The sequence below is a fragment of the Xanthobacteraceae bacterium genome (genome assembly GCA_019454205.1).
GTDB lineage: Bacteria > Pseudomonadota > Alphaproteobacteria > Rhizobiales > Xanthobacteraceae.
Genome location: CP075369.1, coordinates 924838 through 941937, shown reverse-complemented (window position 1 = coordinate 941937; position 17100 = coordinate 924838). Strand labels below are relative to the sequence as shown.

The following is a 17100-nucleotide window of genomic DNA, read 5'->3' as shown; positions in this document are numbered from 1 at the left end:
CGCCGCCCCGAAGGGCGGCGTTTTCGTTTGGCGGGAAGCGCCGTTCAGCGGCGCGCGCCGCGATCGTCGTAGTATTGCGGCTCAGCATATTGCTGCTGCGCGGGCGCCGCCGCTTCCGGCTCGTAATAGGCGAGCACGCGGCGGGTGTTCTTCGCGATTTCGGCGAGCAACAGGAAGGTCGCGGCAAGAATGCACGCCACCAGAAAGCCGATACCGGCACCAAGAATAAAGCCGATGATTCCGAGGCCGTTGGTGCCACTGAACCGTCCTGCCTGTTCCATCGAAATCGCGCCGCTGACCGCGGAGACGATGACGACGACAAGGCTCAGGAAGATGATGAGAAAGTCCGCCGTCGCGACGATGAGACGGCGCAGCTTGTCGCGAAACAGGATGGTGACGACGAGCGCGCCGATAACCAGAAGGACAACAACGATCAGACCGACCAGACCCAGAGCAGCCATTCTTTACTAACCCCTTTTGACGTTTCCGCCTCGCCCCACGAGGCTTGCTTACATAGCAAGGTAAGCACAGTTTTCCGCCTCACGCCATGCAGGCAGGCAACAAGACACGGTCCGGGGCAGACTCGCATCCGCCGAAAAACTCTCCATATTCGCTACCGGAAGCACGGGAACATTCATGGCGGTCGGCGACATTATCGAGGAAGCACGGCTGGCGGCGCGGGCGGCGGCCGACTACGGCAGCAACCTGCTCAACCCTACGCTGCGACTCGGCGTTACCGGGTTGTCTCGCTCCGGCAAGACCGTGTTCATCACCGCGTTGATCCATGCGCTGCTGCACGGCACGCGCCTTCCCGTGTTCGAGGCGCTGACTTCGGGACGCATCGCGCGCGTGCGGCTTAGCCCGCAACCGGACGCTTCGGTGCCGCGCTTCGATTACGAGACGCACCTGCGCGATCTCACGCAGGCGCGGCGCTGGCCGGAGTCCACGCGTCAGATCAGCGAACTGCGGCTACTCATCGAATACCAGTCGAAGAACGGGCGCGAGCGCACGCTGACCCTCGACATCGTGGACTATCCCGGCGAATGGCTGCTCGACCTGCTGTTGCTCGACAAAAGCTACGAGGAGTGGTCCGCGCAAAGCCTCGCGCTTTCGCGCGAAGGTCCGCGCGCGGCGCTGGCCGCAGCTTGGCACGCGCATCTCGCCACGCTTTCTCCCGCCTCGCCCGCCGACGAGCAGGCAACGATCAAAGCGGCAAAACTCTTCACGGACTATCTCATCGCCTGCCGCGACGAGCGCTTCGCGATGAGCTTGCTGCCTCCGGGGCGCTTCCTGATGCCGGGCGACCTTGCCGGCTCCCCCGCCGTCACCTTCGCACCTCTCGACGTGCAGTCCGGCGAGAGTGCGCCCCGCGGCTCGCTCTGGGAAATGATGGCGTCGCGCTACGAGGCCTATCGTAATTCCGTGGTGCGTCCGTTCTTCCGCGAACATTTCGCGCGGCTCGACCGGCAGATCGTGCTGGCGGACGTGCTCTCCGCGCTCAACTCCGGGCCGGAAGCGCTGCGCGACCTGGAACAGACGCTCGCCGCGGTCGTCGCGTGCTTCAACACGGGACGGAAAACCTGGCTCTCAGCAATCTTCCGCCCGCGCATCGACCGCGTGCTGTTCGCGGCGACCAAAGCCGATCACCTGCACCACAGCGGTCATGACCGGCTGGAAGCGATCCTCTCGCGCATGGTCGCGGATGCCATCGGCGGCGCGGCGCTCACCGGCGCACGGACCGATGTGGTTGCGCTCGCCTCCGTCCGCGCGACGCGCGAGGCTGTCGTCACGCGCGACGGCGAGAAACTCTCCGCCATCGTCGGCACGCCGCAGGCGGGCGAGATCGCGGGCGGGGAAACCTTCGACGGCTCGCGCGAGATCGCGCTGTTTCCCGGCGAACTGCCGATGCCGGGTGACGGCAAGGACTGGACCTTCAAGGGCCTCGCCGCGGCCCCGCACGACGAGAGCGACTATCGCTTCGTGAAGTTCCGCCCGCCCCTGCTCGACTCTGCTGCTGGCGGAACGCCGTCGCTGCCCCATATTCGCCTCGACCGCGCGTTGCAGTTCCTGGCCGGAGACTATCTCGAATGAGCGCACAACCCTCCAAGCCCGCCGCGTTCCGCGCCGACGATCCGCGCGTGACGGTCGCGCCAGCCGAGCCGGTATTCACGCGCGAGGAGTTGCGCGAACTCGAAACGGACGCCGAGAACCTTCCGGCAGTGGTCGAGAGCGCACCGCCGCGCCGCCGGTTCTGGGGCAAGCTGTTCTGGACCGCGGCGAGCGGACTGGTGTCGCTCGCCTTCGGCCTCGCGGTGACGAACCTGATCCAGTCCATGTTCGCGGTCGCGCCGTGGCTCGGCTGGCTCGCGGCGGGGCTGACCGCGCTGGCGCTGCTCGCGCTGCTCGTCATCGCCACGCGCGAATTGTGGGCGGTGTTCCGTCTCGCCAAGATCGAGCACCTGCAAAAGCGCGCGGCGGAAGTTCTCGCCTCCGACAATCGCGACGAAGGCAGGGCCGTGGTCGGCGAGCTGCTCTCGCTCACGCGTGCGATGCCCGCACTCGCCCGCGCGCGCACGTCGGTCGAAGGCTATACCGGCGAGATTATCGACGGCGCGGATCTGGTGCGCCTCGCCGAGCGCGAGATGATGAGCGGCCTCGACGCGCAAGCGCGCGTACTGGTGAGCAGCGCCGCGAAGCGCGTCTCGCTCGTCACCGCGATTTCGCCGCGCGCTGCGGTGGACATGATCTTCGTGTTCGCGAACACGATTTTCCTCATCCGCAAGCTGGCGACGCTTTACGGCGGCCGCCCCGGCCTGCTCGGCATGTTGCGGCTGATGCGCCATGTGGTCTCGCACCTCGCGCTCACCGGCGGCATGGCCATCGGCGATTCCATCGTGCAGCAGGTGCTGGGCCAGGGCCTTGCCGCGAAACTTTCCGCGCGGCTCGGCGAAGGCGTGCTGAACGGGTTGCTCACCGCGCGGCTCGGCATTGCCGCGATCGAGGTCACGCGCCCGCTGCCCTTCGCGGCACTGCCGCGGCCGAAGCTCTCCGATCTCGCGGGCAACCTGCTGCCGAAGAAGGGCGAGTGAGCCTGACGCCTGTGCTAGGCTGACGGCCGACTTTCACCTTCGCGATTCTCATGGCCAAAGCCCGCTCCAATTTCGTCTGCCAGAACTGCGGCGCGGTTTCCCCGCGCTGGCAGGGCAAGTGCGAGTCCTGCGGCGAGTGGAATACCATCGTCGAGGAACAGTCGGCAGCGAGCGCCGTGCCCGCGAACCAGCGCACCTCGCGCAAGGGCCGCTTGATCGCGCTGGAATCGCTCGGCGGAAAATCCGAGGAAGCGCCGCGCATCGCCTCCGGCATCAAGGAACTGGACCGCGTCACCGGCGGCGGCTTCGTGCGCGGCTCCGCGATCTTGCTCGGCGGCGATCCGGGCATCGGCAAATCGACGCTGCTGATCGAGGCGGCCGCCGCACTCGCGCGCGCGGGCAAGCGCGTCGTGTACGTCTCCGGTGAGGAAGCGGTCGATCAGGTGCGCATGCGTGCGCAGCGCCTCGGCCTCGCCGACGCGCCGGTCGAACTCGCCGCCGAAACCAACGTGGAAGACATCGTCGCCACGCTTTCACAAGGTAAAGCTCCGGCGCTCGCCGTGATCGATTCCATCCAGACCATGTGGACGGACTCGGTCGAAAGCGCGCCGGGAACGGTGACGCAGGTGCGCGGCTCCGCGCAGCAGTTGCTCCGCTTCGCGAAAAGCACGGGCACGACCATCGTGCTCGTCGGCCATGTCACGAAGGATGGCCAGATCGCCGGGCCACGCGTGGTCGAGCACATGGTCGATGCCGTGCTGTCGTTCGAAGGCGACGGCGCGCACCAGTTTCGCATCCTGCGCGCGATGAAAAACCGCTTCGGCCCGACCGACGAAATCGGCGTGTTCGAGATGACCGGCGGCGGTCTCGCGGAAGTCGAAAATCCGTCCGCGCTGTTTCTCTCCGACCGCGATACGTCTTCACCGGGAACGGCCGTGTTCGCCGGGCTGGAAGGCACGCGGCCGCTGCTCGTGGAAATTCAGGCGCTGGTCGCACCGACTTCCCTCGGCACGCCGCGCCGCGCGGTGGTCGGTGCCGATCAAAGCCGCCTCTCGATGATCCTCGCCGTGCTGGAAGCGCGTTGCGGCGTGCGGCTCGGCCAGCAGGATGTGTACCTCAACGTCGCGGGCGGACTGCGCATCAACGAACCAGCCGCCGACCTCGCGATTGCCGCCGCTCTGATCTCGTCGCTCTATGGCGCGCCGCTCCCCGCCGACTGCGTCTATTTCGGCGAGGCCAGCCTGACCGGCGCGGTGCGTGCCGTGCCACAGGCAACCGCGCGCATGAAGGAAGCGGCCAAGCTCGGTTTCGCGCGCGCCGTCATCCCCGAAGCGGGACGCGGCGACTCCTCCGAAGGACTGGCGGTCCGGGCGGTCCCGGCGCTCGACGCCCTCGTCGCGCAGATCGCGGCTACCGCGCCGAAGGTCCGCAAGCTGCCGGAGCGCGACCGGGCATAAGCCCCGCCCTGCGGCAACTGCGCCGCGCATGGCTGCCAGAAATCGTTGATTACGTTTCGAGGGACCGGGTGACGGCGGCGTGGCCTGGGTCTATATGCATGGCGCGGCGCGAAAGCCGGTTCCGAATCGGGCCATGATCGGCCCAAACACCGAGGTTCCATGCCCATTACCTACCTCGATATGGGTCTTCTCGCCGTGATGCTGATTTCCGGCGTCCTCGCCATGGTGCGGGGATTCCTGCGGGAAGTCTTTTCCATCGCGTCCTGGGTTCTTGCCGCGCTTGCCGCCGTCTACGGCTACCAGCGCGTGCTGCCCTATGTGAAACAGTATGTGAACAACGACCTGATCGCGACCGGCATCGCGGCGGGCGGCATCTTCCTGATCACGCTGCTGATCGTCTCGCTGATCACGGTCAAGATTTCCGACATGGTGCTCGACAGCCGCATCGGTGCGCTGGACCGCACGCTCGGCTTCATCTTCGGACTCGCCCGCGGCCTGATCGTGATGGTGGTCGCATTCATCTTCTTCCTGTGGCTGGTGCCCGAAAAGAGCCTGCCCTCGTGGGCGGCCGAGGCGCGCTCGTTCCACATCCTGAAAAATACCGGCGACTGGCTGATCTCGGTGCTGCCCGACGACATCGAGGCGCGGGTGCGCTCCATCCTGAACCGGCGCGGAACCAGCGACGACGCAACGCCGCCGGATGCAAATCCGCAAACGCCGCCGGTGCCGGGCCGCACCCAATTGCCGCCCGATAATCTTGTTACGCAGACCAAAGAGCCTACTTATAAGAAGAACGACCGGCAGGTGTTCAACCAGCTCCTCGAGAGCACCGGGCAATCGCAGCAGTAGCGATCCCGGAGAGAGGTTCCGACGTGGCGCACGAAACGCATCTAGTAGACGGCGACTTCGACGCATACGGAGACACGCTGCGAGAGGAATGCGGGGTCTTCGGCATCTTCGGGCACCCCGACGCCACCGCCCTCACCGCGCTAGGGATGCATGCGCTCCAGCATCGCGGCCAGGAAGCGGCCGGCATCGTCTCCTACGACGGCAAACGCTTCCACTCCGAACGCCGGCTCGGTCTTGTCGGCGACACCTTCTCCAAGCGCGACGTCATCGACCGCCTGCCCGGCGATACCGCGGTCGGCCATGTGCGCTACTCCACCACCGGCGAAACCATCCTGCGCAACGTGCAGCCGCTGTTCGCCGAACTGACCGGCGGCGGCTTCGCCATTGCCCACAACGGCAACCTGACCAACGCCCTCACGCTCCGCCGCCAGCTTGTTCGCGACGGCGCGATCATGCAGTCCACCTCCGACACCGAAGTCATCCTGCACTTGCTGGCGCGCTCAAAGCGCCCGCGCTTCATCGAGCGCTTCGTCGATGCGATCCGCGAGATCGAAGGCGCTTATGCTTTCGTCGGCCTCACCAACAAGAAGCTGATCGGCGCGCGCGACCCGCAGGGCATCCGCCCGCTGGTGCTCGGCGAACTGAACGGCGCGCCCATCCTCACTTCCGAGACCTGCGCGCTCGACATCATCGGCGCGAAGTTCGTGCGCGACGTCGAGAACGGCGAAATCATCGTGATCTCGTCGGAAGGCGTCGAGTCGCACAAGCCGTTCCCGCCGATGACGCCGCGCCCCTGCATCTTCGAATACATCTACTTCGCGCGGCCGGACTCGGTCGTGGGCGGCAAAAGCGTCTACGAAGTGCGCCGCAACCTCGGCACCGAGCTTGCCCGCGAGTCCCTCGTTCCCGCCGACGTGGTGGTGCCCGTGCCCGACTCCGGCGTTCCCGCCGCCATCGGCTTCGCGCAGGAAGCGAATATTCCCTACGAACTCGGCATCATCCGCAACCACTATGTCGGCCGCACTTTCATCGAGCCGACGCAGCAGATCCGCGAACTCGGCGTGCGCATGAAGCATTCCGCGAACCGCGCGGCGGTGAAAGGCAAGCGCGTCGTGCTGATCGACGACTCGCTGGTGCGCGGCACGACCTCGGTGAAGATCGTGCGCATGATGCGCGAGGCGGGTGCGAAGGAAGTCCACTTCCGTATCGCCAGCCCGCCGATCACGCACCCGGACTTCTACGGCATCGACACGCCGGACAAGGACAAGCTGCTGGCCGCGACCCACAGCCTCGAAGAGATGCGCAAATATATCGGTGCCGACAGCCTCGCCTTCCTCTCCATCGACGGCCTGTATCGCGCGATGGGCGCGGGCAAGCGCAACCCGGAACGGCCGCAATACACCGATCACTGCTTCACGGGCGATTATCCGACGCCGCTGACCGACAAGAACGGCGAAGCGAGCCCGCGGCAACTTTCGTTGCTGGCCGAGGCGAGCTAGCTGGCCTCGTCCTAAGGAGCGCGGGCGCAAAGCATCCGCGCGCGCCGAAGGACGACGCTTTCACTCCAGAAACTCTTGCTATAGGAAACCTCATCCTTCGAGACGCGCTCCCGTGGAGCGCTCCTCAGGATGAGGAATAGTTTTAATGGCAGACGACAAACCTCTCTCCGGCAAAATCGCGCTCGTTACCGGCGCATCGCGCGGGATCGGCGCGGCGGTCGCGAAATCGCTCGCCGCCAAGGGCGCGCATGTGATTGCGCTGGCGCGCACCACCGGCGGCCTCGAAGAACTCGACGACGAAATCAGCAAGCTCGGCGGCACCGCGACGCTGGTGCCCGCGGACCTGCGTAAATACGACGACCTGGATCGCATGGGCGCGGCGCTGTTCGAGCGCTTCAAGAAGCTCGACATCCTGGTCGGCAATGCGGGACAGCTCGGCGTGCTCTCGCCTATTCCTCACGTCGACATGAAGGCATGGGACGAAGTGATCGCGGTCAACGTCACCGCAAACTACCGGCTGATCCGCTCGCTCGACATGCTGCTGCGCGCTTCCGATGCCGCTCGCGCGGTGTTCATTTCGTCGGGCGCGGCGAACAAGGCGACCGCCTACTGGGGACCGTACGCGGTGTCGAAGACCGCGATGGACATGCTGGTCCGCACCTATGCGTCGGAAGTTTCGACCACGCCGATGAAGGTCAACCTGTTCAACCCCGGCCCGATCCGGACGCGGATGCGCGCGAAGGCAATGCCGGGCGAAGATCCGATGACGCTGACTCCACCGGAGACGGTCGCGGAAGCGATCGTCGAACTTTGCCTGCCGTCGGTAACCCAGAACGGACAGCTTTACGATTACCCGCAGAAGAAGTGGCTGAGCTATCGGGGGCCGGCGTAACTACTTCCTGTTCACTTTCTTCCGCTTGCCGCGCGCATCGCGCTTTGGTTTTTTACGCAGGAACGGATTGTCCGGCTGGCGGAATGCAAGCCGTACCGGCACGCCCGGCAGATCGAACGCCTCGCGGATGCCGTTGGTCAGGTAGCGCAGATAAGACTCCGGCAGCGCATCGGTGCGTGTGCCGAACAGCACGAAGCTCGGCGGGCGCGCCTTGTTCTGCGTCATGTAGCGCAGCTTGATACGCGCGCCAGAAACGGCAGGCGGCGGGTTCTGCGCCAGCGCGCGGTCCAGAAAGCGGTTGATGACGGAAGTCGGCACGCGGCGGTTCCACACTTCGTAGGTTTCGACCACGGCTTTCATCAGTCTATCCAGACCGTCACCGTGCAGGCCGGAAAGCGCCACCACCGGCATCCCCTTCGCCTGCGGCAGCCAGTGATCGGATTCCTCGCGCAGACGTTTTGCCGCCGTCTCGGAAGGCGGCGCGAGATCGCGCTTGTTCATGCCGATCACCAGCGCGCGGCCTTCGCGCACCACGAGGTCGGCGATGCGCAAATCCTGCTCCTCGAACGGCATGGTCGCATCCATCAGGAGCACCACGACTTCCGCAAAGCGGATCGCGCGCAGGCTGTCGCCAACCGAAAGTTTTTCCAACTTCTCTTGTACCTTCGGCCGCTTACGCATGCCCGCGGTGTCGAGCATCTCGAATTTCTGGCCGCCGTATTCGAACGGCACCTCGATGGAGTCGCGGGTAATGCCCGGCTCCGGCCCGGTGACAAGACGGTCCTCGCCGATCAGCTTGTTGATGAGCGTGGACTTGCCCGCGTTCGGGCGGCCGACCACCGCGACGCGAATGGTTTCCGGCTTCGGCGCTTTTTCCTCGCCTGCTTCGCCGCCCACTTCCTCTTCGTCTTCCTCCTCGCGATCCTCGCGCGGAAAAATCTTGCGCAACGCGTCGTAGAGTTCGCTCAAGCCCTCGCCGTGTTCGGCGGAGAGCGGTACCGGATCGCCCAACCCAAGCGCATAAGCCTCCAGCGCGCCGGACGCAGCCGCCTTCCCTTCGCTCTTGTTGGCGATGAGGATCACGGGCTTGCCGGACTTGCGCACGATCTGCGCGAATACCTTGTCATCGGGCAGCAGGCCCGCGCGGGCATCGACCAGGAACAGCACCGCGTCCGCATCGGCGATTGCACTTTCGGTCTGCGCGCGCATGCGGCCTGCCAAGCTCTCCGCGCCCGCTTCCTCGAAACCCGCGGTATCGAAAATCCGGAACGAGAGATCGGCCAGCTTCGCTTCGCCCTCGCGGCGGTCGCGCGTCACACCCGGCGTGTCGTCGACCAGCGCGATGCGCTGCCCGACCAGACGGTTGAACAGGGTGGATTTGCCGACATTGGGCCGGCCCACGATGGCGACGGAAGGAGACATGCCGTGACCGGCTTAACTGCGCTTGGCGGTGCTGACCAGCCCAAACGCCGCGATTAACGGCGCTGCCCGGCCCAACGCCGCGATCAGCGGCGCTGCCCAGCCCATGGGTCTTCGTTGTTGCGGTTCGCGGCCGGATTCTGCGGTCCGTCCGGATTCGCCTGCGGCTGCTGGGGCTGCTGCGTGACGTCGATGTTCGAGTTCGAGGGCTGTTGCGGCGGGGCGTTGAATTCGACGCCCGGCACGCCTTGCGGAAATACCGGCTTGCGGTCGCCCGTCAGCGGCGCCTTCTTTTCCTCAAGCGGGTTCAGGTCCTGCAACGTCTCGCATGCCGCCAGCGCAAACGATAGCGGCAGCGCAATCAGCGCCACGCGAAACATCGATGCGAGAGGACGGCGGACCTGCATGGCTTACTGCTTCTTCAGGAGCGGCGACTGCGCGGGCGGCGGCGTCTGCGGCGCGACAGCAGGCTTTTCCTTCGGCTCAGGTAAAATCTGGATCAACGCGCGGGCACGCTGCGCGATGCTCTGCGGCGCTTCCGGGTGCAGGGTCAGTTCGATCAACTGCAGTTCGGCGTTCTGGCGGTCGCCGGCGCGGATATAGGCCAGCGCCATCAGTTCTTTCGCGGAGAAGCCGAAATTGCCCTTCGCGCCGAGCAGCGGCTCAAGCCGCTTTTTCAGGTCTTCGGGGCTGGCGGTGTCGACGAGCAGCTTCGCCGCGCGCAGGCGCGCGATGTCGCGGAAGTTCTGCTCGACCGAAGTGTCGGCGGCGATGGCGTCGAAGGCGGCCGCACCTTCCTGCGCGTTCTTCTCGCCGATCTCGCCCGCGAGCCGGAAGCGCGCGAGCAGCTTGTAGCCGGAAGGACCGTTGGCGACGATGTCGCCCAGTGCCTTCTTCGCCTCGTCAGACTTGGCGTCGTCATTGGCGAGCTTCTGCGCCGCTTCGAAGCGTGCGCTGGCTTCGGCCGCGGCTTTCTCCGCGTAGTATTCCCACGCACGCCAGCCGGCGGTGGCGGCGACAATCAGCAGCGCCGCACCGACGATGTAGCCGCCGTATTGCTTCCAGATCTTCGCAAGGCGCTCGCGGCGCAGTTCTTCATCGACTTCGCGGATAATGTCCGACATGCAATTCCCGAGGGTCGCGTCCCAAGCCTCTCGCGGAGACGCGCTCCCATAGCCCGTTTTTCGTTAAAGCGGGCGTAAAATAGAGATGTGGGCGTATCGTGGCAACCGGCTCAGGCGCCGGTTTTTGCCTTATTTTTCAATGCGTAAACATGCTCCGCCGCCGGGAAAGAGCGGTCGCGGACCTCGTTCGCGTAGCTCGACACCGCCTCCTCGATCAGGCGGCCCATGTCGGCGTACTGCTTCACGAACTTCGGCACGCGCGGCGACAGGCCGAGCAGATCTTCGAGCACGAGGATCTGGCCGTCGCAGGCCGAAGACGCGCCGATACCGATGGTCGGGACCGGGACTTCCTTCGTGATCTTCTGCGCCAGCGGCTCGGCCATCGCTTCCAGCACGATGGAGAACGCACCGGCATCCGAGATCGCCTTGGCGTCGTCGAGGATCGGTCCCCACTCGCTCTCCTCGCGGCCGCGGGCGCGGAACGAGCCGAGCGTGTTGATCGACTGCGGCGTCAGGCCGACATGGCCCATCACCGGGATGCCGCGATCGGTGAGGAAGCGCACATGCTCCGCCATCTTCACCCCGCCTTCCATCTTCACCGCGCCGCAGCCGGTTTCCTTCAGCACGCGGGCGGCGGTGTGGAATGCCTGTTCGGGGCTGGCCTCATAGGTGCCGAACGGCAGGTCGACAACGACCAGCGCTTTCTTCGAGCCGCGCATGACGGCGTGGCCCTGCAAAATCATCATCTCCAGCGTCACCGGCACGGTGGTCTCGAAGCCGTGCATCACCATGCCGAGCGAGTCGCCGACCAGCAGCAGGTCGACATGGGCGTCGAGCCAGCGCGCGGTGTGGGCGTGGTAGGAGGTCAGCGACACGATCGGCTCGCGGCCCTTGCGGGCGCGGATGTCGGGTGCGGTGTTCCGGCGGATGTCGGCGGTGTTCTGGATCGACATGGGCGCTCTCCTGCTCGCTTCCCTTTGGCCAACGGTTTTGCGGGATAACGATTTTCCGTAGTCCGCGCGGGCCAGCAGATAGGGAGCGGGTGTTTACAACGGAAGGGGTGCGGAGGCGAATCTGTCGCGGCGGTGCGGAAACCGAATAGCACTCTCCCGCGTTAACGAAGCCGAACGGGGGATTTCCATGAGCGACGCCTATGACTGCCTGATCGTGGGTGGCGGGCCTGCGGGACTGACCGCGGCAATCTATCTTGCCCGCTACCGGCGCAGGGTTCTGGTGATCGACGCGGGAAGAAGCCGCGCGGCATGGATTCCGACCTCGCATAACTATCCCGGCTTTGAAGACGGCATCTCCGGTAAGGCGCTGCTCGCGAAATTGCGCGAGCATGCGGAGGAATACGGGGCCGAAATCCGAAAAGGCGAAGTGAGCAAGCTCGAAGAAGCACGCGACGGTTTCGTCACCACCGCAGACGGCAAAACCATCGCCGCGAAACGAATCGTCATGGCGACCGGCATCATCGACGAAACGCCGTCGCTGCCCGGCCTGCGCGACGCGGTTTACGAAGGCGCGCTGCGTTTCTGCCCGATCTGCGACGGCTACGAAGCGCGCGATCAGCGCATTGCCGTGCTGGGCGACGTGGAGACCGGCTGGAAGAAAGCGCTGTTCCTGCGAACCTATTCAAAGGACGTGACGCTGCTTTGCATCGATGATCCGGCAAAAGCCTCCGCTGAAGCACGGCGCGCGATGGAAGAAGCAGCGGTTACCCTCTCCCCCGAATGCGCCGTCGATATCGACCGCGCCGGCAAAGGCATTACCGCGGTGCTCGAATCCGGCAAGCGGATGCAGTTCGACGTGCTCTATCCGGCGCTGGGCTGCGAGGTTCGCTCGACTGTCGCGACCGCCCTCGGCGCGAAGGCGAACGAAACCGGCAACCTGATCGTCGACGACTGCCAGCGGACTTCGGTGAGAGGCATTTATGCTGCCGGTGACGTGGTTTCGGATTTGCACCAGATCAGCGTCGGCATCGGCCATGCCGCGATTGCCGCGACGAAGATCCATAACGAACTGGAGCGGAATTTGGCTTGAACCATCCTCATCCTGAGGAGCGCGCCCACCAAGTCGGGTTTACCCGACTTGGTCATCTAAATTCCGATCTCGGGTAGACCCTAGATCGGTTGCGCGCGTCTCGAAGGATGAGCATCATGGTTCGAGACGCGATGCTTTCGCATCGCTCCTCACCATGAGGCCGCACTACGCCGCCTTCTTCACGTCCTTGATGTCGCTGAATACCACGCCCGGCGCGCGCTCGCGCGTGTAGTCGAGGTCGAAGTTGCTTTTCGCGAGGAACACGGGGTCGCCGTCGAGATCGGTCGCCATCGAAAACGTCTTGGCGCTGATGAAGGTGTCCACTTTGGCGCGATCCTCGCCCGATACCCAGCGCGCAAGATCGAACTCGCTTTGCTCCAACGAAATCTGGAGGCCGTACTCGGCGTCAAGCCGCGCTTTCAGCACGTCGAGCTGTAGCGGGCCAACCACGCCGACCAAGGCCGGCGCGCCGTCCATCGGCTGGAACACCTGCACCACGCCCTCTTCCGCGAGTTGCTGGAGCGCTTCCTTGAGTTTCTTCGCCTTCATCGGATCGCCGAGCTTTACGCGGCGGAGGATTTCCGGCGCGAACGAAGGCACGCCAACGAAGTTCAGCGCCTCGCCTTCGGTCAGCGTGTCGCCGATGCGGAGCACGCCATGGTTCGGGATGCCGACCACATCACCGGCATAGGCTTCCTCGGCCAGCGCGCGATCCTTTGCAAAGAAAAATTGCGGCGCATTCAGCGCCATCTGTTTTTCGGTGCGCGCGACCTTCACCTTCATGCCTCGCGAGAGCTTGCCGGAGCAGAGCCGCGCGAACGCGATGCGGTCGCGGTGGTTCGGGTCCATGTTCGCCTGAATCTTGAAGACAAAGGCTGTCAGCTTCGGCTCTGCCGCTTCCACCGTGCGCTTGTCGGCGACCTGCGCGCGCGGCTGCGGCGCGTAATCGCCAAGCGCTTCCAAGAGATCGCGCACGCCGAAGTTCTTCAGCGCGGAGCCGAAGAACACCGGAGTAAGATGTCCTTCGCGGAAGGGACCAAGTTCGAATTTCTTGGTGCCTTCCTTGGCCAGCATCAATTCCTCTTCGAGCGCCGCCGCATCGAGGTTCGCACCGAGCGAAGCCATCTGCGCCGCGTCCATCTTTTCGCGTGCGGCGTTGGCGTCGGCTTCGAGACGGCGAACGCCGCCGGAGGAAAGCTCCACCGTACCCGCAAAATCCCTGCCCCGGCCGATGGGCCAGGTCACCGGCGCGGTGTCGAGCGCCAGCGTCTTTTCGATCTCGTCTAGGATCTCGAACGGGTCGCGGCTCTCGCGATCCATTTTATTGATGAAGGTAACGATGGGAATGTCGCGCAGGCGGCAGACCTCGAACAGCTTGCGCGTACGCGCCTCGATGCCCTTCGCGGCGTCGATCACCATGACGGCGGAGTCGACAGCGGTCAGCGTGCGGTAGGTGTCTTCGGAGAAGTCTTCGTGGCCTGGCGTGTCGAGCAGGTTGAACACCAGCCCGCCGAACTCGAACGTCATCACGGAGGTCACGACCGAGATGCCGCGCTCGCGCTCGATCGCCATCCAGTCCGAGCGCGTGTTGATGCGGTTCTTCTTCGCCTTGACCTCGCCCGCGAGATTGATCGCGCCGCCGAACAGCAGGAGCTTTTCGGTGAGCGTAGTCTTGCCCGCGTCCGGATGCGAGATGATCGCAAACGTGCGCCGGCGCGCGACTTCGCGCTCGATTGGCGTTTCGTTGGCTTTGGGATGGGTGAGAGAAGTGTCGGACATGGCTGCGGGACTTTCGGCGCGACGTGATCCCTGAATCGGACGCCGGGGTCAAGCGGAACCGCGCGCGATGCCCGCGCGGCAGAAAATCAGACTGCCTTCCTGTATTCCTCCGGCTTGAAGCCGACCAGCAATTTGCCGCCGGGCAATTCCAGCACCGGGCGCTTGATCATGGAGGGCTGCGAGAGCATCAGCGCAATCGCCTTTTTTTCGGTGATGCCTTCCTTCTCCTTCTCGCCCAGTTTGCGGAACGTGGTGCCCGCGCGGTTGAGGAGCGCTTCCCAGCCCGCCTTCTTCGCCCAACCTTCGAGTTTCTTCTGCTCGATGCCGCTCGTCTTGTAGTCGTGGAACGAATACGCGACGCCGCGCTTGTCCAGCCAGGCGCGCGCCTTCTTCATCGTGTCGCAGTTCTTGATGCCGTAAATGGTGATGGTCATGCGCCATTTATAGCGTGCATGCGCCTCCCCTTCACGCACGCTTTAGAGAACCGCACGAATTTCAATACTTAGGTATTTACCTAAGTATATTCGCAGCCTAGTTTCGCGCCTGACCTCAAATCGGAATCCACGAACATGAATGCGCAAGCCGTCAGTGCGGCGTCCGGTTCCGCCAATGTCGATGCAATCTTCCGCGCGCTGGCCGATCCCACGCGCCGCAACGTGGTCGAACGGCTGAGCCAGAAGCCTGCCTCCGCCAGCGATCTCGCTGCGCCGTACCGCATGGCGCTGCCCTCTTTCGTCGAACACATGAAGGTGCTGGAAGGCTGCGGCCTCGTGCGCTCGCGCAAGCAGGGCCGCGTGCGCACCTACGAACTCAGCGTCAATCGCCTCAAGCTCGCGGAAGACTGGCTGAGCAGGCAGCGCCGCTTCTGGGAGAAGCGGCTCGACCAGCTCGACGAGTATCTGCTGAAAATGAAAAAGGGAGAAGAAAAATGACGAACGGATTTTTCAAGGCGGATCCCGCGCTCGACCTCGTGCTGGAACGCGACATCGACGTGGCGCCTGAACTCATCTGGAAAGCGTGGACCACGCCGGAACATCTGAAACACTGGTTCGTGCCGCGGCCGTGGTCGATCACCGATTGCAAAATCGACCTGCGCCCCGGCGGGGAATTCTCGACCACGATGCGCTCGCCGGAAGGACAAGAGTTTCCGAACCGCGGCTGCTATCTCGAAGTGTTGCAAAACCGCCGCCTCGTCTTCACCGATACGCTGCTGCCGGGTTTTCGCCCCGCGCCCAAGCCGTTCTTTACCGCCGTACTCTTGCTGGAACCACGCGGCTCCGGCACGCATTACACTGCGATTGCGATTCACGGGAACGAGGAAACCCGCAAACAACATGAGCAGATGGGATTCCACGACGGCTGGGGCACGGTCGCAACGCAGATGACCGATTTCATCAAGGCCGGATTCAAGCCGGCGAGCTAACCTGCACGAAGAAAGGAACCAACATGACCGCCGCTGCCAACATGAAAGTGCAGCCCTATCTGTTCTTCGACGGGCGCTGCGAAGAAGCGCTGGAATTCTACAAGAAGGCGATCGGCGCGCAGGTGGGCATGATGATGCGCTTCGGCGAAAGCCCGGACGGCCAGGGTCCCGATGGCGTGTCCGGCGACAAGGTGATGCACGCTTCGTTCTTTGTCGGAAATACCCTGCTCATGGCTTCCGATGGCTGGGCCAAGGGCCAGCCGGCATTCGAAGGATTCTGCCTTTCCCTCAGCGCGAAGGACGAAACGGATTCGCAGAAACTTTTTTCCGCGCTCTCCGATGGCGGCGAAGTCACGCAACCGCTCGCGAAGACATTCTTCTCGCCGAGCTTCGGCATGGTGAAGGACAAATTCGGCGTGCACTGGATGGTGATGGTGCCGCAGGAAATGGTGTAGGCTCTTTCCCTCACCCGGCGGAACAGCATCATGGACATCAAACAAAGCAACGCACGCAGCGCGAACAAAGGACCGGAGAATTATTTCACCGGCGACGTGAAGGTCGAGCCGCTGGTGGAAGCGCCCGCGCCCGCCCGCGTGCGCGCGGCCAGCGTCACCTTCGCGCCGGGCGCGCGCACCGCATGGCACACGCATCCGCTCGGACAAACGCTGATCGTGACCGAGGGTATTGGCTGGGCGCAAACCGAAGGCGGCCCGGTCGAGGAAATCAAACCGGGCGACGTGGTGTGGTTCGCGCCCGGCGAGAAACACTGGCATGGCGCGAGCGCGAACAGCGCGATGACGCACATCGCGATTCAGGAAGCGCTGGACGGCAAGGCGGTTGACTGGCTGGAACAGGTCAGCGACGCGCAGTACCGGAAATAAAACCTGCCGCGTGAAATACGAAACGCAAAACGGCGGCGTCCCGCGACGCCGCCGGTATTGCCCGCCTGCTTCGCTCAGGCCGCGAGCGAAAGCCGCACATCGAGATTGCTGCGCGTCGCGTCCGAATACGGGCAGACGATGTGCGCGGCATCGACGAGTTCTTTCGCGACCGCCGGGTCTACTTCCGGCACCGAAACTTTAAGTTCGACATCGAGGCCGAAGCCCTTGCCGTCGTCGCGCTTGCCGAGGCCGACCGAAGCGGTGACGTTGGTTTTGTCCGCGAGCTTCACCTTCTTCTGGTTCGCGACGAATTTCAGCGCGCCGAGAAAGCAGGCTGCATAACCCGCGGCGAAAAGCTGTTCGGGATTGTTGCCGGGCGCGCCGGAGCCGCCAAGCTCTTTCGGGCTGACCAGTACGGCGCTGAATGCGCCGTCGGTGGTTGCGACATTGCCGTTGCGGCCGCCGCCGGTCGCGGTGGCTTCGGTGCGATAAAGGACGTTCATGGTCAGGCTCCTGTTTCTGCCTTTGAATATGTAACAATAATACTTATCGTGATAAGTAAATACCTACCCTTTCCAAACCTTGTCAAGCATAATATTTATTGCGATATATGTTTGTGGATACTCACGTTTGCCTTGCCGGAGA

At 64.2% G+C, this 17100-nt stretch carries 19 protein-coding genes; 11 read left to right on the top strand and 8 right to left on the bottom strand.

What is annotated here, in order from left to right:
* Window positions 1-44: 44 nt before the first annotated feature.
* Window positions 45-461: a hypothetical protein gene (locus KF794_04615; GenBank protein QYK45981.1), complete on the bottom strand. Its 417-nt coding sequence runs from the start codon at window positions 459-461 to the stop codon at window positions 45-47.
* Window positions 462-636: 175 nt separating this feature from the next.
* Between KF794_04615 and KF794_04610 the strand changes: the two genes are divergently transcribed.
* From KF794_04610 to KF794_04585, 6 genes are all read left to right on the top strand, one after another.
* Window positions 637-2091, top strand: coding sequence for a YcjX family protein (locus tag KF794_04610; protein ID QYK45980.1), 1455 nt, complete (start codon window positions 637-639; stop codon window positions 2089-2091).
* Window positions 2088-3089 carry a TIGR01620 family protein gene (locus KF794_04605; GenBank protein ID QYK45979.1) on the top strand — a complete coding sequence of 334 codons (1002 nt, stop codon included), beginning with the start codon at window positions 2088-2090 and terminating at the stop codon, window positions 3087-3089. Before KF794_04610 ends, KF794_04605 begins: the two co-directional genes overlap by 4 nt.
* 50 nt (window positions 3090-3139) lie before the next feature.
* On the top strand, window positions 3140-4546 hold the full coding sequence (gene radA / locus KF794_04600; GenBank protein ID QYK45978.1) for a DNA repair protein RadA: 1407 nt from the start codon (window positions 3140-3142) through the stop codon (window positions 4544-4546).
* 159 nt (window positions 4547-4705) lie between these two features.
* Window positions 4706-5395: a CvpA family protein gene (locus KF794_04595; GenBank protein ID QYK45977.1), complete on the top strand. Its 690-nt coding sequence runs from the start codon at window positions 4706-4708 to the stop codon at window positions 5393-5395.
* Window positions 5396-5397: 2 nt separating this feature from the next.
* Window positions 5398-6894, top strand: a complete 1497-nt coding sequence (locus KF794_04590; protein QYK46590.1) for an amidophosphoribosyltransferase — start codon at window positions 5398-5400, stop codon at window positions 6892-6894.
* A 145-nt stretch (window positions 6895-7039) separates the two neighbouring features.
* A complete protein-coding gene (locus KF794_04585) occupies window positions 7040-7786 on the top strand; it encodes an SDR family NAD(P)-dependent oxidoreductase (GenBank protein ID QYK45976.1) in 747 nt (248 codons plus the stop codon).
* On the opposite strand, the gene der is transcribed toward KF794_04585, so the two are convergent.
* From der to panB, 4 genes are all read right to left on the bottom strand, one after another.
* A complete protein-coding gene (der, locus tag KF794_04580; protein ID QYK45975.1) occupies window positions 7787-9208 on the bottom strand; it encodes a ribosome biogenesis GTPase Der in 1422 nt (473 codons plus the stop codon).
* A gap of 83 nt (window positions 9209-9291) precedes the next feature.
* A complete protein-coding gene (locus KF794_04575; protein QYK45974.1) occupies window positions 9292-9612 on the bottom strand; it encodes a hypothetical protein in 321 nt (106 codons plus the stop codon).
* A 3-nt stretch (window positions 9613-9615) separates the two neighbouring features.
* The gene (locus tag KF794_04570; GenBank protein ID QYK45973.1) at window positions 9616-10329 is read right to left on the bottom strand and encodes a tetratricopeptide repeat protein; all 714 of its coding nucleotides are present in this window, start codon (window positions 10327-10329) and stop codon (window positions 9616-9618) included.
* A gap of 110 nt (window positions 10330-10439) precedes the next feature.
* Window positions 10440-11282: a 3-methyl-2-oxobutanoate hydroxymethyltransferase gene (panB, locus tag KF794_04565; GenBank protein ID QYK45972.1), complete on the bottom strand. Its 843-nt coding sequence runs from the start codon at window positions 11280-11282 to the stop codon at window positions 10440-10442.
* Between the two features lie 187 nt (window positions 11283-11469).
* Here panB and KF794_04560 point away from each other — a divergent pair, with 187 nt between their 5' ends.
* Window positions 11470-12372: an NAD(P)/FAD-dependent oxidoreductase gene (locus tag KF794_04560; GenBank protein QYK45971.1), complete on the top strand. Its 903-nt coding sequence runs from the start codon at window positions 11470-11472 to the stop codon at window positions 12370-12372.
* A 165-nt stretch (window positions 12373-12537) separates the two neighbouring features.
* Here the strand turns inward: KF794_04560 and KF794_04555 are convergent, their stop codons facing one another.
* On the bottom strand, window positions 12538-14151 hold the full coding sequence (locus KF794_04555; protein ID QYK45970.1) for a peptide chain release factor 3: 1614 nt from the start codon (window positions 14149-14151) through the stop codon (window positions 12538-12540).
* Between the two features lie 86 nt (window positions 14152-14237).
* Entirely contained in the window at window positions 14238-14585 is a 348-nt protein-coding gene (locus tag KF794_04550) for an ArsC family reductase (protein ID QYK45969.1), read from the bottom strand.
* A gap of 135 nt (window positions 14586-14720) precedes the next feature.
* Between KF794_04550 and KF794_04545 the strand changes: the two genes are divergently transcribed.
* Genes KF794_04545 through KF794_04530 form a run of 4 tightly spaced genes read left to right on the top strand, consistent with a single transcriptional unit; the run spans window position 14721 to window position 16455 of the window.
* Window positions 14721-15083 (top strand): helix-turn-helix transcriptional regulator, encoded by a 363-nt coding sequence (locus KF794_04545; GenBank protein ID QYK45968.1) that lies wholly within the window; start codon window positions 14721-14723, stop codon window positions 15081-15083.
* A complete protein-coding gene (locus tag KF794_04540; protein ID QYK45967.1) occupies window positions 15080-15574 on the top strand; it encodes an SRPBCC family protein in 495 nt (164 codons plus the stop codon). The genes KF794_04545 and KF794_04540 overlap by 4 nt, the downstream gene beginning before the upstream one ends.
* A 41-nt stretch (window positions 15575-15615) precedes the next feature.
* Window positions 15616-16029 (top strand): VOC family protein, encoded by a 414-nt coding sequence (locus KF794_04535; GenBank protein QYK46589.1) that lies wholly within the window; start codon window positions 15616-15618, stop codon window positions 16027-16029.
* 30 nt (window positions 16030-16059) lie between these two features.
* Window positions 16060-16455 carry a cupin domain-containing protein gene (locus KF794_04530; protein QYK45966.1) on the top strand — a complete coding sequence of 132 codons (396 nt, stop codon included), beginning with the start codon at window positions 16060-16062 and terminating at the stop codon, window positions 16453-16455.
* A 74-nt stretch (window positions 16456-16529) separates the two neighbouring features.
* Here the strand turns inward: KF794_04530 and KF794_04525 are convergent, their stop codons facing one another.
* Entirely contained in the window at window positions 16530-16958 is a 429-nt protein-coding gene (locus KF794_04525) for an organic hydroperoxide resistance protein (protein ID QYK45965.1), read from the bottom strand.
* Between the last annotated feature and the right edge of the window lie 142 nt (window positions 16959-17100).

Coding starts and splice junctions, on each gene's coding strand:
- KF794_04615 (QYK45981.1), bottom strand. CDS start 461: ATGGCTGCTCTGGGTCTGGTCGGTCTGATCGTTGTTGTCCTTCTGGTT.
- KF794_04610 (QYK45980.1), top strand. CDS start 637: ATGGCGGTCGGCGACATTATCGAGGAAGCACGGCTGGCGGCGCGGGCG.
- KF794_04605 (QYK45979.1), top strand. CDS start 2,088: ATGAGCGCACAACCCTCCAAGCCCGCCGCGTTCCGCGCCGACGATCCG.
- radA (QYK45978.1), top strand. CDS start 3,140: ATGGCCAAAGCCCGCTCCAATTTCGTCTGCCAGAACTGCGGCGCGGTT.
- KF794_04595 (QYK45977.1), top strand. CDS start 4,706: ATGCCCATTACCTACCTCGATATGGGTCTTCTCGCCGTGATGCTGATT.
- KF794_04585 (QYK45976.1), top strand. CDS start 7,040: ATGGCAGACGACAAACCTCTCTCCGGCAAAATCGCGCTCGTTACCGGC.
- der (QYK45975.1), bottom strand. CDS start 9,208: ATGTCTCCTTCCGTCGCCATCGTGGGCCGGCCCAATGTCGGCAAATCC.
- KF794_04575 (QYK45974.1), bottom strand. CDS start 9,612: ATGCAGGTCCGCCGTCCTCTCGCATCGATGTTTCGCGTGGCGCTGATT.
- KF794_04570 (QYK45973.1), bottom strand. CDS start 10,329: ATGTCGGACATTATCCGCGAAGTCGATGAAGAACTGCGCCGCGAGCGC.
- panB (QYK45972.1), bottom strand. CDS start 11,282: ATGTCGATCCAGAACACCGCCGACATCCGCCGGAACACCGCACCCGAC.
- KF794_04560 (QYK45971.1), top strand. CDS start 11,470: ATGAGCGACGCCTATGACTGCCTGATCGTGGGTGGCGGGCCTGCGGGA.
- KF794_04555 (QYK45970.1), bottom strand. CDS start 14,151: ATGTCCGACACTTCTCTCACCCATCCCAAAGCCAACGAAACGCCAATC.
- KF794_04550 (QYK45969.1), bottom strand. CDS start 14,585: ATGACCATCACCATTTACGGCATCAAGAACTGCGACACGATGAAGAAG.
- KF794_04545 (QYK45968.1), top strand. CDS start 14,721: ATGAATGCGCAAGCCGTCAGTGCGGCGTCCGGTTCCGCCAATGTCGAT.
- KF794_04540 (QYK45967.1), top strand. CDS start 15,080: ATGACGAACGGATTTTTCAAGGCGGATCCCGCGCTCGACCTCGTGCTG.
- KF794_04535 (QYK46589.1), top strand. CDS start 15,616: ATGAAAGTGCAGCCCTATCTGTTCTTCGACGGGCGCTGCGAAGAAGCG.
- KF794_04530 (QYK45966.1), top strand. CDS start 16,060: ATGGACATCAAACAAAGCAACGCACGCAGCGCGAACAAAGGACCGGAG.
- KF794_04525 (QYK45965.1), bottom strand. CDS start 16,958: ATGAACGTCCTTTATCGCACCGAAGCCACCGCGACCGGCGGCGGCCGC.